We start from the raw sequence: 16651 nt of genomic DNA, 5'->3' as shown, positions 1-16651 counted from the left end.
TGCCGGCGCGGACCATATTTCGCAGTTCTTCGATATTTACTGTGCAGTAAATATGGCGGAGGCGAGAAATATGGTGGGCAGCCTGCGGATGAGTAGCGCGCAATTCTGTAGAAAGTAAGGAGCCGGCGCAGGCGACGTTTTACTAGCATCGCGCGTCGCGCCCGGGCTGTTGGGGCCATTTCAACCGACCCCAGGAGCCATTCATGGCATGTCTCTTTGCCGGGCGCAAGGCCGTTGCGCTCGTGCGAGTCATCACTGCACTCGTAGCAGCCGGCCAGCTCACGGCCCACGCCCAGACGTTGCCACCGCCACCGATATCCCCGACGCCGCTTCGCGCGTATGAATACGATGCCGAAGGACACGTCACGAAGATCACCCGTGATCCCGGCGGCCTGAACATTCAGACCAAGTTCAGCTACGACTCGCTGTACCGGGTCAAGGACCACACGGATCCGAAGCAGGGGCTGACGCAGTTCCAATACGACGGCAAGGATCGCATCACCCAGGTCACCGACCCGAGGAGCCTCGTCACGCAGTACCCGCGCGACGGCTGCGGCCAGGCGAGCCAGACGGTGAGCTGGGCCTATGACCTGAAGGGCCCGGACTACAGCTACAGCGCCAACCGGCTGAGCCGCACCGATCACCCGAACGGTTGGTCTCGCTTCAAGTACGACCAGCGCGGACGGGTGCTCGAAGCCGTTCAGTCCGTGAGTCCGGCTGCTGGCGCCAACAGCACCGCCATCGTCAGCACCACGAGCTACGGCTACACGTTGGGCCGCTTGACCAGCATCACCTACCCGTCGGGCCGCAAGGTGGTGCAGAGCTACACCAGCCGGCACGTCACTGGCATTGGCCTGGCCCAGGATGCGAACGACACCCCGACGCCGCTGCTCAGCAACATCAAGTGGGAGCCCTTCGGCCCAGTGACGAGCTGGAACTGGAACATGGCGGATGGGACAACGCTGCACGAGCGCTTCTACGACCTGAGTGGTCGCGTGACCCGGTATCGACTGGGCAACGTCTTCCGCGACGTGACCTACGACGCGGCCGACCGCATCATCAGCTTCACGCACCTGAGCGCCAACGACGGCATCTCGCAGCCGGCGTTGGACCAGAGCTTCGGCTATGACGAGAATGACCGAATCACGCAGGTGACGACGGTTGTGAGCACTTGGTCGATCACCTATGACTCCAACGGCAACCGCACCGGCGTGAGCCTGAACGGAAGTCCGAGCCTCTACAGCACCGAGGCGACGAGCAATCGGCTCGCCAGCATCACGAACCCCGCGCGCAGCTTCGGGTATGACAACGCCGGGAACACGACCAGCGACAACCCGAACTACACGGCAACCTATGGCTTGAGCGGGTCCCTTGCGAGCATCACGAAGGCAGGCGTCACCGGCACCTACACCTACGACGCCGACAAGCGGCGCATCCGCAAGGTGACAAGTGCAGGAGCGAGCAGCACGATCATCTTCGTCTACGGGCTCAACGGTGAGCTGCTCGGCGAATACGACCAAGCGGGACAGGCGCTGCGCGAATACGTGTGGCTCGACGACATCCCGGTGGCGATGTTCATGCCGGATCCTGCGAATCCGAGCGGCGCACCGCTGGCCTTCCACATCCATGCCGATCACCTGAATACACCGCGGCTCGTCGTCGACATGAACAACGCGATTCACTGGCAATGGTTTGCCGAGCCGTTCGGAACGACCGCGCCCGAGGTCAACCCGAGCGGGCTCGGCTCCTTCACGCAGAACCTGCGCCTTCCAGGTCAGTACGCGGATGCGGAGAGTGGCCTGTTCTACAACTACTTCCGCAACTACGACAGCGGCACCGGGCGGTACAGGGAGTCGGATCCCATCGGGCTGCGCGGAGGGATGAACACCTATTCGTATGTCGATGGCAGGCCTGCCGAATACATCGACCGTGACGGGCAGTTGGCTCAAGCGCTGCCGATGCTCATTCCCGCGGCTGTCATCGGTTGCATTCTCTCGCCCGGATGCCGAGAGTTGTTCAAGCCTCGGCCAGCATCAAGCCCGGCAGATCCGACCGATCCGCTACAAGGTGGTTCGACGAACATTTGGCCGCCCGACCCGATACTGGCGAGGCCCCTCAACCCCGATGGGAAGAAAGAGCGCGCCGCGTGCTATATCGCCAGTCAAGCCATTCTCAAGGCTTGTGTGGAATCGGCATGCGACGAGGCCACCAAATCTGGTTGCTTCGCTGCTCACTTCGCCCGCATTGCGGCATGCAACGCGAAATACTCCGGCAACTGAAACGGAACAGCCATGTTCACTTCAATCGCATCCCGATCACTTCAACTTGAGATGCCCGATGGAACGACGGTGGCCATCCACGTCGCTCTCGGCGCGCCCTACCGGCCGGCAATGCTGGACGGGAACTATGCCGGCTGCCAAGTACTGACCTGCGACGACCCTGACCTGTCGTCAGAGGTCATTGGTCGGGACGAGATGGACGCGCTCGCCGTGGCGTTGGAATTCCTCGAGCTCTATCTGATCAAGATCGTCGAGGAAACGCACGGCCGGTTGAGCGAACTGGACGGCACGCCGATCGATCCGCGCGGTTCCGGCATTCTTCTGCACGCGAGAAAGTTCGTCGCGAACAAACGGCAGGCGGAATAACGCTCCGCGAAGAAGGCTCAGCGCTCCACCACCCCACCATTCACGAACACCTTCAACTCCCCCGGCTCAAACGCCCGCCACGCTTCATCGGCGGTCAACGGCTCGGTGACGACCACCGCGACCCGGTCGGCCGTCGTCGTCAGCTCGGCGAAGTCGACGCTCATGTCCTCATCCTGCAGCCGCGCCTTGTGGAACGGATGCTCCCGCACCAGCCAGCTCAGCTTCGTCGAGCAGTGGGCCCACAGCGCCTGGCCGTTGCTCAGCATGAAGTTGAAGCTGCCGTGCGCCGCGATGCGCGGCACCAGCTCGGCCAGCGTGGCCGTCAGTTCACCCACCGGCGGCAGGTCGGCATGCGCCTTCGACAGCTCCTGCATCAGCCAGCAGAACGCGCGCTCGCTGTCGGTGCTGCCCACCGGGCGAAACGCCGCATGCAGCCGCGGCTGGTAGTTCTTCAGGTCGCCGTTGTGCGCGAACACCCAGTAGCGCCCCCACAGCTCGCGCACGAACGGGTGCGTGTTCTCCAGCGCCACCACGCCCTGCGTCGCCTTGCGGATGTGCGCGATGACGTTGTGGCTGCGGATCGGGTAGTGCCGGACCATCTCGGCCACCGGCGACAGCCGCGCGCTCTGCGCATCGACGAACAGCCGCGTGCCCGCGCCTTCGAAGAACGCGATGCCGAAGCCGTCCTTGTGCTCCTCGGCACGGGTCGAGAACCCCGTGAAGCTGAACATCAGGTCAGTCGGCGTGTTGGCATTCATGCCCAGCAGCTGGCACATGGTTGTCGCTACTCCAGGAACAGGCGCTTGACGCCCTTCAGGCTCAGCAGCGTACCCGGATTGCTGGTCTCGTTCAGCACGCCGCTCATGCGCTCACGCAGCCGCGCACTGCGCTGCGCGCGCCAGATCACCAGGTCGGCCAGCCATGGGTGGGCGTTGATGCCGTTCGCCCGCTCGTACAGCGCGAAGCGCGGCTGCAACGCGCGCAGCGCCGCCTCGTAGCGGGTGCGCACGGCATCGTCGTCGGTGCGCCGGCCGGCCAGCACGGCCTCGGCCGCCAGCAGGCCGGTCTCCATCGCCTTGCCGATGCCTTCGCCGGTGAACGAGTAGGTGCTGCCGGCCGCCTCGCCGGTCACCAGCAGGCCGGGACGCGAGAACACCGCCCCCTTCAATGTGCAGCGCAGCGGCGCACCCTTCAGCGGGCCCTGCAGTTCGCCGCCGGCCAGCAGCTCGCGCGCCGGTTCATAGAACTCGCAGAAGCTCGCGAACATCTGCCGCAGGTTCACGTCGAGCTTGTTGTGGCGGCCGTCGGCCCCGCGGCGGTGGCTGTTCGCGACGCCGACGCCGACATTGAACACGCCGTCGCGGCACGGAAAGATCCAGCCGTAGCCGGGGCGCAGCCGGCGGTCCCACACGACGTCGAGCGCGCGCAGCCGATCGGCCATCGCCGGATTGCGGATGTAGGTGCGCATCGCAATGCCACTGGGCGCCTGGCGCTCGCACACACCCGCGGCGATCAGCGCCTGCGGCACCGCACCGGTGGCCAGCAGCACCCAGCGGGCGCGGATCTCGCGCTTGACGGTGCCATGGCCCACGGTCGCGCCACCGACACGGCCCGCCGCATCGTGCAGCAGGCCCTCGAAGTGGACCGGGGCGAACATCTTCGCGCCGGCGAGTGCGGCCGAGCGGCACAGGATCTGGTCGAGCTCGCGGCGCGGCAGCACCGCCAGCGTGCCGGGCACGTCGACGCGCCCGCCGCGCGGCCCGATGCAGCCGACGTGCTGCGCCGGCTGGGCCAGTGCCATCACCTCGTCGAGCACGCCGAGCCGCGCCAGGGCCGCGTGCGCATCGGGGATCAAGCCGTCGCCGCACACCTTGTCGCGCGGGAAGCGGTGCTGGTCGACCMGCACCACGTCGACGCCGGCCCGCGCCAGCCATTGCGCCGCCGCGCTGCCGGCCGGGCCCGCTCCGACGACGAGCACCTCGCAACGTTCGGGCAGGTCGGTCAGCGGGAGGTTCTGAATCGGAGACATCGGGCGGATTGCAGGCTCGGAAGAGCCCGCAAGGATACCCGTGCCCCGCCCTCGTTCACGCTGCTCAGGCGCTCTGGATGTTCTCCGGCGTGAACGGCATCCTGCGCAGCCGCTTGCCGGTCGCCGCGAACACCGCGTTGCCCACCGCCGGGCCGATCAGCGCCGTCGCCGGCTCGCCGATGCCCCCCGGCTTCTCGGTGCTCGGCACCAGCGTGATGGATATCGTCGGCGATTCGTTCAACCGCAGCAGACGGTACTGGTGGAAGTTGGTCTGCTGCACCCGGCCCTTCTCGAGCGTGATCTCGCCGAACAGCGCCGCGGTCAGCCCGAACACGATGCTCGACTGGATCTGTGCTTCGACCGTGTCGGGGTTGACCATGCGCCCGAGGTCGGCCGCCACCGTCACCTTGTGCACCTGCACATCGCCGTTGGCGACCGAGATCTCGGCCACCTGGGCCATGTAGGTGTCGTAGCCCTCCATCAGCGCGATGCCGCGGAAGCGCCCGGCCGGCGCCGCGCTGCCCCAGCCGGCCTTGTCGGTCGCGATCTTCAGCACGTTGGCGAAGCGCGGCTGGCCGGCCAGCAGCGACATCCGGTAGGCGAGCGGATCCTGCCCCGCCGCGACCGCGAGCTCGTCGATGAAGGTCTCGTTCGCGAACGCGTTCAGCGCGTGGCTGACCGAGCGCCAGTAGCCGACGCGCAAGCCGGCATCGTGCTTGACGATGTCGTGCCGCGAAGCCGGCACCGCGTAGCCGGCGACCGCCGCCTCGGTCATCAGCGGGTCCTGCACGTCGGCCGGCAGGCCGAACACGCGGCCGGTGATCGACTGCGAACTCATCCGGAAGGTCATCGCGGTCGGCTTGCCGTCCGGGCCGATCGCGGCGGCCAGCTGGTGCACCGACTGCGGCCGGTAGAAGTCGTGCGTCATGTCGTCTTCACGCGTCCACAGCAGCTTCACCGGCTTGTTGACTGCCTTCGAGATCTGCGCGGCCTGGATGATGAAGTCGATGTCGATGCGCCGGCCGAAGCCGCCGCCGAGGAAGGTGGTGCGCAGGCTCACGTTCTCCGGCGGCACGCCGACCACCTTGGCCACCGTGGCGGCGGCGGCGTCCTGCCACTGCGTCGGGCCGATCAGCTCGACGCGGTTGTCATGCACGTGCGCGGTGAAGTTCATCGGCTCCAGCGGCGAGTGCGACAGCAGCGGCATCATGTATTCGGCGCGGATCACCTTGCCAGACGCCTTCTCCGCTTTCGCGATCTCGGCATCCGCATCCCCCACCGCCTTCAGCGGCAGCACCTTGCCGGTCTTCAGCGCGCCGCGCGTGCTCTCGGTCATCGCGGTGTGCGTCAGCGCCGCGCCGGGGCCTTCGTCCCAGACGACCGTCAGGCCCTCGCGCGCCGTCTTCGCGTGCCACCAGGTGTCGGCCACGATCGCGACGCCGTCGGGGATCTGCACCACGTCGATCACGCCGGGCATCGTCTTCGCCTTGCTCGCGTCGAAGCTCTTCACCGTGCCGCCGATCACCGGGCACTGCTCGAGCGACGCGTAGACCATGCCGGGCAGCTTCACGTCGATGCCGAACTCGGCCGTGCCGTTCACCTTCGAGGGCGTGTCGAGCCGGCGGGTCGGCTTGCCGACGATCTTGAAGTCCTTCGGGTCCTTCAGCACCACCTTGTCCGGCACCGGCAGCTTCGAGGCCGCCGCGGCCAGCTGGCCGTAGGTCGCCTTCTTGCCCTTCGGGCCGATCACATGGCCGTTCTCGGCGCGCAGCTGCGACTCCGGGATGTTCCATTTTTGAGCAGCCGCGCTGATCAGCATCATGCGCACCTGGGCGCCGGCGATGCGCAGCTTCTCCCAGCCGTCGCGCACCGAACTCGAGCCGCCGGTGAGTTGCGGGCCACCGAGCAGTGCGTTGCCGTAGAGCTTCTGGTTCGGCGGCGCGATCGACACCTTGATCGCGCGGATGTCGACGTTCAACTCCTCGGCGATCAGCATCGGCATCGAGGTGTAGACGCCCTGGCCCATCTCGGAGCGGGCCGACAGCAGCGTGATGGTGTTGTCGTCGGCGATGTGCACCCAGGCATTCGGCGTGTACAGCATGCCGGCCGCGTTGGCATCGGAGACGGCACCGGGCAGCGCGATGCCCAGCATCAGGCCGCCGCTGGTGAGCGCCGAGGTCTGCAGGAAGCCGCGCCGGCTGAGACTTGTTGTCTTGGTCATGGCGTTCTCCTCAGGCCTTGTGGTGCTGCATGTCGGCGGCCGCGCTCTTGATCGCGGCGCGGATGCGCGGGTAGGTGCCGCAGCGGCAGATGTTGCCGCTCATCGCGGCGTCGATCTCGGCATCGCTCGGGTTCTTGTTGTCCTTCAGCAGCGCGGCCGCGCTCATCAGCTGGCCGGACTGGCAGTAGCCGCACTGCGGCACGTCGTGCTTGATCCACGCGACCTGCAGCGGGTGGGTGTTGTTGCGCGACAGGCTCTCCACCGTCGCGACCGACTTGCCGGCGACGGCCGACACCGGCGTCTGGCACGAGCGCACCGGCTGGCCGTTCAGGTGCACGGTGCAGGCGCCGCACAGCGCCATGCCGCAGCCGTACTTGGTGCCGGTCAGGCCGATCTCGTCGCGGATCACCCACAGCAGCGGGGTGTCCGGTTCGGCCTTCACGTCGACCGACTTGCCGTTGATCTTGAAACGTGTGCTCACGGGGCGTCTCCTGGGGTCTTGTGCATGAGCACCCAGGATCCCCCTGCGTCGCCACCCCGTCTGCCCGCGGGAAACCCTAGGGCACGGCGGGATCACTCCCCGATCGTGACCTGGCGGATCGGTGCGTCGGTCGCGTTGATGCGGGCCAGGCAGTTGAGCAGCCCGCCGAACACCGCATAGGAGCAGTGGTACGACTCGAAGTACCAGCTGATGCCGACTTCGTCGTCGACCATCGGCGGCGACGCGACGGTCAGCGTGCTGGACTCGGGCGGGAAGAGTTCGTCCGCATAGCCGCCCCAATTGGCGGCCTTGAACCAGTGGCCGAGGACGGTGTTGATGCGCTCGCGGTCGCGCTCGGACTGCGGCGATTCGAACTCGATGTCGACTGCGATCGTCTGGCCGACGAGTTCGTAGTCGGTCAGGGCGAAGCCGAGCTGGCCCCGGGTGCCGGGGAACACCAGGTCGGCCTCGGGTGCGGGCGCCAGATCCGGGAGGTCGGCCCAGGCCAGCGACAGGCTGTGCAACGGTGCGAACTGCGCGTGGGCCCAGTGGCACAGGTTCAGCAGCACGGTGCAAGCGGCCGGATCGAGGGCGGTGTTGGACAGCTCCAGCACCGCCACATCGCCCTGCACGTGTGCGTGGACGACGGCGCAGCCCGCTTGCGCCGGCGCGATGTTCGACCCGCAGAGCGCGCCGCACTGCGCCACGTCGACGAAGGTTTTCAGCAGGTCGAGCCAGCCGAGGCGCTCGTCGGTCGAGAGGGGGGCGATGAAGCGGAGGTGCAGGTTCAGCGTGCCTGGCGAGGCGTGGCAGTTCAGCGTGATGTTGAAGGGTCGGAGCAAGGGGCGGTCCTCAGTCGAGTCGATTCGGCCAGTAGCGGCGGAAGGCTTGGCTGCCGAAGCCGATCTGCAGCGCCGCGCGCACGGGGCGGGTCAATGCGGCGACTTCCTTCGGCAGCTGCAGGTCTTGTGCGCCGCGAGACACGTCACCGATGGGCGGCACATCGCCCGTGACGATGACCAGACCGGTTGCCAGCGATCGCAAGCGAATCTCGGGCGACAGCTGGGAGCGGATCTGCGCTTCGCCGCCCAGCTCCTTGATCAAGGGGTGGCCCAGCAGGGTGATCCAGGAGACGTTCACCACGCGGCGGCGGGCGACTGCCGAAAAGCTGTCGTAGCTGATGTCGAAACCGAGGAAGCGTGGGGCCTTCTGCGCAATCCAGGCCAATGCCTGATCTCTCCACGATCTGGTCAGATGTTCGAAGGCATACCCCGCGTAGCCCGATTCAAAGGACTCTGCGTCGCAGATCTCCGCCACAAAGCTCTCGAATCGTTCTCGGTGTTCGACATTCAACATCGAGAGGGGAAACTCGAACATGCATGAGCATGCTTCGCGCGGCGACACATCGAAACTGGACAGGTCGGTCCCGAAAAAATGGAAGCCGTATTCGCCGACATGGGAGGGTTCGCCAGAGTAAGCATCCAGCAGCCTCGTCAGCGGGGCCACCATGTCGCGCATCGACTTGCCGTAGTACAGCACCAGCGTAACGCCGGTGCGCGCGACGCAGTACTCGCCGCTGCGCATCTTCAACTGAAGTCGCAGCGCGTCCAACTCCTTTACGCCGATCTCTTCCAACAGGAGAGTCCTGGCCATTTCAGTCGAGCCGGCTCAACCACGTACGGCGGAAGGTCTCGCTGCCAAAGTCGATTTCCATCGACGCCCGAACCGGCCGGGTCAGCGCGGCCACCTCCTTCAACCATTGCAGGTCGTGCGGGCCACGGTTCACGTCGCCGATCGGTGGGACTTCGCCAGCGACGATCGCCAAGCCAGAAGCAATCGATCGCAGGCGAACTTCGGATGACAGCTGAGAGCGGATCTGCGCTTCGCCGCCCAAATCGTCAACCAAAGGCTGCCCCAGCAACGTGATCCAGGAGACATTCACCACACGGCGTCGGGCCACCTCGGCGAAGCTGTCGTAGCTGATGTCCAGCCCGAGGAAGCGGGGCGCCTTCTGCGCAATCCAGGGCATCGCCTGATCCCCCCATGTCTCGGACAAGTGCTTGAAGGCGTAACCCGCGTAGCCGGACTCGAAGGGCTCGACCGCTGCCGCCTCGGCGACAAAGTCTTCGAAATGCTCTCGACGCCCGGGTCTCAGCACGCTCAACGGAAACTCAAGGATGCAGGAGCAAGTCTCGCGAGGCCACAGTTCGAAGTTGGAGAGATCAGATCCGAAGAAATGGAATCCATAGTCGCCCATGTGCGCGGGCTCACCAGAGCTCAAATGAATGGAGGTGTATTCGACGTCCTGCGCTGTGAGCCTACGCAGCTGAGTTGACAGTCCTTGCTTCGTGTAGCCCCGCCATATACCGGTTGCACTCAGAGTCGACCTCATCGCACCCTCTGGAATGGCTGCCAAGTAGAGGTCCACCAGCCGCCCCACCGCGCCTGCCAAATTGCGCGTCGACCTTCCGTAGTACAGCACCAACGTCACGCCGGTGCGGGCGGCACAGTATTCGCCACTGCGCACGTTCAATTGCAGTTGCAATTCCTCCAGTATTCGAAGTTCCTGATCTTCCGTGTCGGTCATGATGGGCACATCTCGTTTGTGATCAATGCGGGCCTCTCAGTGATGGGGGGATCCTGCCGCATACCCAGCCTACGGGTTTCGCCGCGTTGCCCCTTGCTCCACCACTGGGCCGCCGTTCCAGTAGACGGAGGACCACCCAGACGCGTAGGCACCGGCGACGGACACTGGAACTTGAACTCCGCAAACCGAGCCGGCCGACCATAGTCATCAAGGATCGTCGCATCCGGATAGATATTCCCGCGGATGCGCCGGAAGAACTGATGGATCGGCTCGCCGATCAGCCGCATGCGCGTGTTCGGCCGCGCCGCAGGCTCACCCGTCTTCCGGTTGTACGCCGTCTCCCCCACCATCATCACGGGCGACCGGTTCTGGCTGATCTTGCTGTTCATGCACTCATGCTTCTTCGCGCCGAGCGACGGGCAGGTGTCGTCCGGTTCGGGTTGCACCTGCTGGTCGCATTCGCACAGCATGTCCTGCAGCGTCTGCACCGCGATCGCCATCTGCAGCTCGCCCGCCATGTCGGCGGTGTTCCCATGGTTCTGCAGTTTCTTGTCGGTGAGCCGGCAGGCGTTCCGGCCTTCCATCTTCACGTCGAAGGAGTAGAGGATCCAGGTCGACTCCTTCATGAAGGTCGACGACTTCACGCCGCCCAGCGTGCCGGCGTTGTCGCCGTTCGATGTCGAGAACTCCGAGCCCTTGATCGCGATCATCATGCCGCCGTCGGCCTTCACGGTCGTCGTGCCGTTGGCCAGCGTCGACGACTGCGAGATGTTCGGATACGGGATCGGCACCGGCCCACCCGGCGACGGGGTCTTGCACACGTCCGGCACCGTCGCCGTCGACACGCCGCTGCTGCCCTTGTGCACCAGCGTGTGCGAGGTGCCGTTGACCTTGATCGTGACCGCCATGTCAGCCCTCCGCCGTGGCCACCAGCGCGGCCGCCCGTTCGCCACCCTCGCTGCTCGCCCACAGCAGCGAGAGCGGCCCCTTTGCATAGCCCTTGCGGCCGGCCACCGTGGCCAGCACCGCATGCAGCACACCGCCGGCCGCGCCGACGTCGCCCCAGCAGTCCGCCGGCGCGACGAAGTCGGACGCCGACACGAAGTTCTGCGCCGAACGCGTGCAGGTGAAGCCGTACTCGTCGGCGCGGTACGGTTCGCCGTTCATGTCGCAGTAGATGTCGCTCACGCGTGCGCCTGCCGGCAGCGCCGCCAGCGTGTCCTGCACGGCCTGCGTCAGCCCTTGGCCGATGCACACCGTGCGTGTCTTGATCCGGTTCGCCTCGACCGCCTGGCCTGTGCCCAGCACGACCGACAGGATCGGCAGCCCCAGCGCCTGCGCCTTGTGCCACCCCGTCAGCAGCAGCGCCCCTGCCGCCTCACCGGGCACGAAGCCCCAGGCGTTGTTCTGCACACCTGCGCCATGCAACTGGTCGCAGGACTCCAACCACTCCAGCGTCAGCGAGTGCAGGTAGCTGTCGACGCCGGCGAGCACGCAGGCATCCAACTCTCCCCGCACCAGCTTGGAGACGGCGGCCCGCAACCCCAGCAGGCCCGCGGCATGCCCGGCCTCGAAGCACGCGGCGGCTTGAAACATGTCTTCGCAGTGACCGCAGATGCTTTCCAGCAGGCGCTGTGCCAGCCCTGCTTCAAGGCCGGGCCGTGCCGCCGGCATGGCCAAGGCCAGTGCGCACCGCGCCAACTCGGCGGGCATGCGCCGCTGCATCGGCATCGCAACGGCTTCGAGCACCTCGTCGACAGCAGGGAGCAGCAGCGCCTGGAGTCGCTGCTCGAAGGGCTGCTGCAGGTCGATCCAGTCGGCAAAGGCCACCGTCATCGGCTCGCCCGCCGTGTCGATCATCGCGGGGTGCGCCTGGAACACCGAGATGCCGGCGCGTACCGCGGCCGCACTCGATGCGGCACAGCGGCCGACCGGCGTGCTCGCCCCCAGCGCGACGATGGCCACCGGCTCGCTCACTGGCGCTCTCCGTCCATATCGCGCCCGGTCTTCAGCGTGATGACGGTGCGCAGCAACCGATGCACCTTGAAATGACAGGGCAGCGCGCTGTGCCACACCATCTGCAGCCGGGGACCATCGGGCTCGATGATCAACGTGTGCAGGCGGCGGTTGCGATGGATCTCCCGCGTGCCATCGGTGAAATGGGTTTCGAAGCCGAGGTAGACCCTGGGCAGCGTGAAGTCCAGGCTACCGCCCTGCGTCAGGCCACGCAGCACCACCGGCTCGCCGCCCCGCAGGAAGCCCGGCACCTGCTGGTCGGCCGGCGCGCTCTGGAAGTAGCGATCGTCGAGGTCTTCGGCCCACAAGGGCTGGCGCGTCTTCATCCAGCGTTCGCCGTAGGTGCCTGCAAAGCCCACGCGCGGGTGCCAGTGGCACGCGATCGGGCCGAAGCCGGCGGGCTCCGGCCGGTCGCGCCAGCCACGGATTGGCGCCTCCGGTCGTTCGATGTTCGGCAGGCGCAGGCCCTTCGCATGGCGGCCCGACACGGCGAATCCGGTGCCCACCGGATTGCGCCACTCCCAATCGCGCTCAGGGTGTGCCGAGGCCGCATCCACGCCGCCGTAGGCCCGCTCGTAGACCAGCGGCATCGATGCGAATGGCTCGGGCGCCGACGCGCCCAGCGTGCCCCAGCGCCGATCGCCGAACACCCTCAGCACCTTCCGGATCGGGCCGACGCTGAAGCCCACGTCCAGTTGCGTCACCGGTGATCCACCCGGTGCGTGGGCATGGCCCAGCACCAGCACATCGGTGGCCTGCTTGGTCAGGACGAGGTCGGCATCTTGACGCAGGCTGCTGCGGCCGGCTTCGCCGAGGTGCTCCGGCAGCCGCAGCACGGGTGCCTGTTCGTCGGCGACACGGGGAGCACCATCGGCGATGTCGAACGTGGCCTTGACCGCGACGATCCAGACCTCGGAGCCATCGCGGTCGCGCAGCCAGACGCGCTCGGCCGCGAACGGCGTTCGATTGGCAAGTTGCCACATGGGCGCCCGATCAGTGAGGGGCGTCCGTGGCGTCCTGGGTCAAGCCGTACCACCTCAATCGGCCTGACCTCCATCGGCATGGGAACGTGGAGGTGGAGAGCATCTGGCTGTGTGTCGCGGAGAAGAGTGTCGCGGTGAGCGGCACCGCGGTCGTCGCACTGTAGAGACCGACCCACCAAACGCAACCGGTACGAATGTCAGGTTCGCTCCGACGAACTCCCGTTTGGTGGCGCCATCCGCCACGCCGCGATCACCGCCAGCGCGCTGATCCCACCGAGCAGCCCGAAGGTCTCATGGAACGCCCGCAGCGGCGCATCCGCATGCACGCCCAGCCGCCACTGCAGCACGATACCGACGATGCTGATCCCCACCGCCCCGCCCAGCTGGCGCAGGAAGTTGATCGTGCTCGAGCCGTGCGAGATCAGCTCGGTCGGCAGCCCGCGCATCGCGCCGAGGTTGAGCGACGGCAGCACCAGCCCGAGCCCGATGCGACCGACCACCGCCCACAGCGTGATCAGCCACAGCGCCGTCGCGAAGCCTACCGTCAGCATCAGCCAGAACGAGGCCGCCAGCAGCAGCACGCCGGCCGCGACGACGCGGCTCACCGGCAGCTTGTCGGCCAGCCGGCCGGCCAGCGGGATGGTGATCGCGAGCACGATGCCCGCCGGCAGCAGCACCGCACCGGCCTGCGACGGCGGCAGCTTCAGCGCGAGCTGCATGAACACCGGCACCAGGTAGGTCGAGCCGAACAGCGCCATGCCGTAGATGAACGCGACCCAGCCGCCCATCGAGAACGAGCGGAAGCTGAACAGCCCGAGCCGCATGATCGGGTTGTCGCTTCGGCGCTGGCGCGCGACGAACACGACGCCGGCACCGATCGCGACCGCCAGCAGCACGATCGCCGACAGCTTGGCCGCGTCGTGCAGGTGCACCAGCCCGTTCAACAGCGCCAGCACCGCCACCGTCAGCAGCGCCAGGCCGCCGACGTCGAGCTTGCGGCCATGCTGGTTGACATGCGCACCGCCGGGCGAGCTGTGCGGCAGGTAGCGCGCCGCCATCGCGAGCGCCGCCAGGCAGAACGGCACCACGACGAAGAAGATCGAGCGCCAGCCGAAGGCCTCGACCAGCACGCCGCCGATGCTCGGCCCGATGGCCGGCGCGAGCACGACGCCGAAGCCGAAGATGCCCATCGCCTTGCCCTGCTCGTGGCGCTGGAACGCATGCAGCACGATGATCGCGGGGATCGGCTGCAGCACGCCGGCCGACAGGCCTTCGAGCACCCGCATCGCGAGCACCCCTTCGAAGCTCGTCCCGAGCCCGCCGCCGATGCCGCCCAGCATCAGCAGCAGTACCGCGCCGAAGTAGCTGCTGCGGTAGCCGAAGCGGTCGAGCACCCACGGCGTGACCAGCATCGATACCGTCATCGCCGCCATGAAGCCGGCCGACAGCCACTGCGCGCGCTCCTGCCCGAGGCCGAAGCGCTGGCTGATGTCGGGCACCGCGACGTTGATGATGGTCGAGGCCATGATCGACGCCATCGTGCCGATCATCACCGTCAGCAGCACCATCCAGCGGTAGCGCTCGCCGAACCTCTCGCGCAACTGGACGAGGGAGGCCGGCGACTCGGGCGGGGTGCTCATGCGCCCCAGTTTCTCACCAGATCCGCATCACCAGATCGAGACGCGCTTCTCCGGCGGCAGGTACATCTTGTCGCCCGCCTTCACGCCGAAGGTCGAGTAGTAGCCCGGGTGGTTGCGCACCGTGCCGTTGGCGCGGATCTCTTCCGGCGAGTGCGGGTCGGACTTCAGCTGCTGGATCATGGCCTGGTCGCGCGCCTTGCCGCGCCACACCTGGGCAAAGCCGAGGAAGAAGCGCTCGTCGCCGCTCAGCCCGTCGATCGCGAGCGGTGGCTGGCCGTTCAGCGACAGGTGGTAGGCCTTGTACGCGATCTCCAGCCCCGAGTTGTCGGCGATGTTCTCGCCCAGCGTCAGCTCGCCGTTGACCTTGTAGCCCGGCACCGGCTCGAACGCGCCGTACTGCTCGACCAGGATGCTGGTCTTGGCCTCGAAGCGCTTGCGGTCTTCGGCGGTCCACCATTCGCGCAGGTTGCCCAGCCCGTCGAAGCGGCTGCCCTCGTCGTCGAAGCCGTGGCTGATCTCGTGGCCGATCACTGCGCCGATGCCGCCGTAGTTGGCCGCGTCGTCGGCGCTCGCGTCGAAGAACGGCGGCTGCAGGATCGACGCCGGGAACACGATCTCGTTCATCGCCGGGTTGTAGTAGGCGTTGACGGTCTGCGGCGTCATGAACCATTCGTCGCGGTCGACCGGCTTGCCGAGCTTGGCCACCTCGCGCGCATCGGCCAGCAGGCGCGCCCGCATCACGTTGCCGACCAGGTCGTCGCGGCGGATCTGCAGCCGGCTGTAGTCCTTCCACTTCTTCGGGTAGCCGATCTTCGGCACGAAGGTCGCGAGCTTGGCCTGCGCCTGCTTCTTGGTGTCGGCGCCCATCCAGTCGAGCGTGTCGATGCTCTGCTTGTAGGCGGCCAGCAGGTTGCCGACCAGCTTCTCCATCTTGTCCTTCGACTCGGGCGGGAAGTACTTGGCCACGTAGACCTTGCCGAGGCTTTCGCCGATGGAGCGCTCGACGATGCCGACGCCGCGCTTCCAGCGCGGGCGGTTCTCGGTGGTGCCGCTCAGCACCGTGCCGTTGAACGCGAAATGGGCGTCGACGAAGTCCTTGCTCATGTAGGGCGCGAACGAGATCAGCAGCCGTGTCTTCGCATAGGCCTTCCAGGTCGACAGCGGCTGCGACTGCAGCAGCGCGCTCATGCCCTTGAAGTAGCTCGGCTGGCGCACGATCACGTCGGGCGTCTTGCCAGCGATGCCGGAATCGGCCAGCCAGGCCTTCCAGTCGACGGCCGGCGCGAGCTTCGGCAGGTCTTTCTGCAGCACCGGGTTGTAGCTCTTGACGGCATCGCGGTTCTCGACGCGCGTCCATTGCACGCGGGCCAGTTCGGTCTCGAGCGCGAGCACCGCGCGGGCGCTGGCCTCGGTGTGCGATTCGCCGGCCAGGCTCAGCAGCTTCGCGACCAGCTCGACGTACCTGGCGCGCGCTTCCTTGAAGCGGGCGTCGTCTTCCTTCAGGTAGTAGTCGCGGTCGGGCAGGCCCAGGCCGCCCTGGCTCAGGTAGGTGACGTAGCGGGTGGAATCCTTCGCGTCCTGGTCGATCTCGCCGTTGACTGCCGACGGGATGCCGAGCCGGCCGTGGCGCGCCATCAGCACGCTGAACTGCTTGCGGGTGCGCACCGCGTCGATCGCAGCCAGCTCGCCGGCCAGCGGCTTGGCGCCCAGCTTCTCGAGCACGGCTTCGTCCATGAAGCTGGCGTACAGGTCGCCGATCTTCTTCGCGTCGGCGTCGCCGCCGTTCGCCGCGGCGTCTTCGATCAGGCCGCGCAGCTTCTCGAGCGTGCCTTCCTGGATCTTCTCGAAGGCGCCGATGTGGGCCTTGTCGGCCGGCATCGGCGCGTCGCGCAGCCAGGTGCCGTTCATGTGGCGGAACAGGTCGTCCTGCGGACGCACGGCGTTGTCCATGCTGCTGCGGTCGATGCCGGAGCGGGGCGCCTCGGTCTGCGCGAGGACGGGGCCGGCGAACAGCGTGGCGGCGACGGCGGCAAGGGCAGCAAACAAGGC

14 protein-coding genes are annotated in these 16651 nt (G+C 67.0%); 2 read left to right on the top strand and 12 right to left on the bottom strand.

The window, feature by feature from the left end:
* Positions 1-203 precede the first annotated feature (203 nt).
* Together ACXJLU_RS11840 and ACXJLU_RS11835 are read left to right on the top strand one after the other, a co-directional pair.
* Entirely contained in the window at positions 204-2279 is a 2076-nt protein-coding gene (locus ACXJLU_RS11840; RefSeq protein WP_457331043.1) for an RHS repeat domain-containing protein, read from the top strand.
* A 69-nt stretch (positions 2280-2348) separates the two neighbouring features.
* Entirely contained in the window at positions 2349-2645 is a 297-nt protein-coding gene (locus ACXJLU_RS11835) for a hypothetical protein (RefSeq protein WP_457331041.1), read from the top strand.
* Between the two features lie 17 nt (positions 2646-2662).
* On the opposite strand, the gene ACXJLU_RS11830 is transcribed toward ACXJLU_RS11835, so the two are convergent.
* From ACXJLU_RS11830 to ACXJLU_RS11775, 12 genes are all read right to left on the bottom strand, one after another.
* Complete coding sequence (locus ACXJLU_RS11830) at positions 2663-3421, bottom strand: class II glutamine amidotransferase (protein WP_457331039.1); 759 nt, start codon at positions 3419-3421, stop codon at positions 2663-2665.
* An 8-nt stretch (positions 3422-3429) separates the two neighbouring features.
* Positions 3430-4674 carry an NAD(P)/FAD-dependent oxidoreductase gene (locus ACXJLU_RS11825; RefSeq protein ID WP_457331037.1) on the bottom strand — a complete coding sequence of 415 codons (1245 nt, stop codon included), beginning with the start codon at positions 4672-4674 and terminating at the stop codon, positions 3430-3432.
* 64 nt (positions 4675-4738) lie between these two features.
* Positions 4739-6895 carry a xanthine dehydrogenase family protein molybdopterin-binding subunit gene (locus tag ACXJLU_RS11820; RefSeq protein WP_457331035.1) on the bottom strand — a complete coding sequence of 719 codons (2157 nt, stop codon included), beginning with the start codon at positions 6893-6895 and terminating at the stop codon, positions 4739-4741.
* A 10-nt stretch (positions 6896-6905) separates the two neighbouring features.
* A complete protein-coding gene (locus ACXJLU_RS11815) occupies positions 6906-7376 on the bottom strand; it encodes a (2Fe-2S)-binding protein (RefSeq protein WP_073465097.1) in 471 nt (156 codons plus the stop codon).
* A 92-nt stretch (positions 7377-7468) separates the two neighbouring features.
* Positions 7469-8218: a hypothetical protein gene (locus ACXJLU_RS11810; protein ID WP_457331033.1), complete on the bottom strand. Its 750-nt coding sequence runs from the start codon at positions 8216-8218 to the stop codon at positions 7469-7471.
* 10 nt (positions 8219-8228) lie between these two features.
* Positions 8229-9011: a type VI immunity family protein gene (locus ACXJLU_RS11805; protein WP_457331031.1), complete on the bottom strand. Its 783-nt coding sequence runs from the start codon at positions 9009-9011 to the stop codon at positions 8229-8231.
* Between the two features lie 19 nt (positions 9012-9030).
* On the bottom strand, positions 9031-9963 hold the full coding sequence (locus tag ACXJLU_RS11800; RefSeq protein WP_457331029.1) for a type VI immunity family protein: 933 nt from the start codon (positions 9961-9963) through the stop codon (positions 9031-9033).
* Positions 9960-10871 (bottom strand): DUF4150 domain-containing protein, encoded by a 912-nt coding sequence (locus ACXJLU_RS11795; protein ID WP_457331027.1) that lies wholly within the window; start codon positions 10869-10871, stop codon positions 9960-9962. The genes ACXJLU_RS11800 and ACXJLU_RS11795 overlap by 4 nt, the downstream gene beginning before the upstream one ends.
* 1 nt (position 10872) lies before the next feature.
* Positions 10873-11940: a beta-ketoacyl synthase N-terminal-like domain-containing protein gene (locus ACXJLU_RS11790; RefSeq protein ID WP_457331025.1), complete on the bottom strand. Its 1068-nt coding sequence runs from the start codon at positions 11938-11940 to the stop codon at positions 10873-10875.
* Positions 11937-12962, bottom strand: coding sequence for a DUF2169 family type VI secretion system accessory protein (locus tag ACXJLU_RS11785; protein ID WP_457331023.1), 1026 nt, complete (start codon positions 12960-12962; stop codon positions 11937-11939). Before ACXJLU_RS11785 ends, ACXJLU_RS11790 begins: the two co-directional genes overlap by 4 nt.
* 197 nt (positions 12963-13159) lie before the next feature.
* On the bottom strand, positions 13160-14602 hold the full coding sequence (locus ACXJLU_RS11780) for a DHA2 family efflux MFS transporter permease subunit (protein ID WP_457331021.1): 1443 nt from the start codon (positions 14600-14602) through the stop codon (positions 13160-13162).
* 27 nt (positions 14603-14629) lie between these two features.
* A complete protein-coding gene (locus tag ACXJLU_RS11775; RefSeq protein WP_457331019.1) occupies positions 14630-16648 on the bottom strand; it encodes a M13 family metallopeptidase in 2019 nt (672 codons plus the stop codon).
* Positions 16649-16651 lie beyond the last annotated feature (3 nt).

The sequence above is a fragment of the Rhizobacter sp. P5_C2 genome (assembly GCF_054049715.1).
Note: the sequence above shows the minus strand (reverse complement) of the source record. Positions and strands in the feature narration are given on the sequence as shown.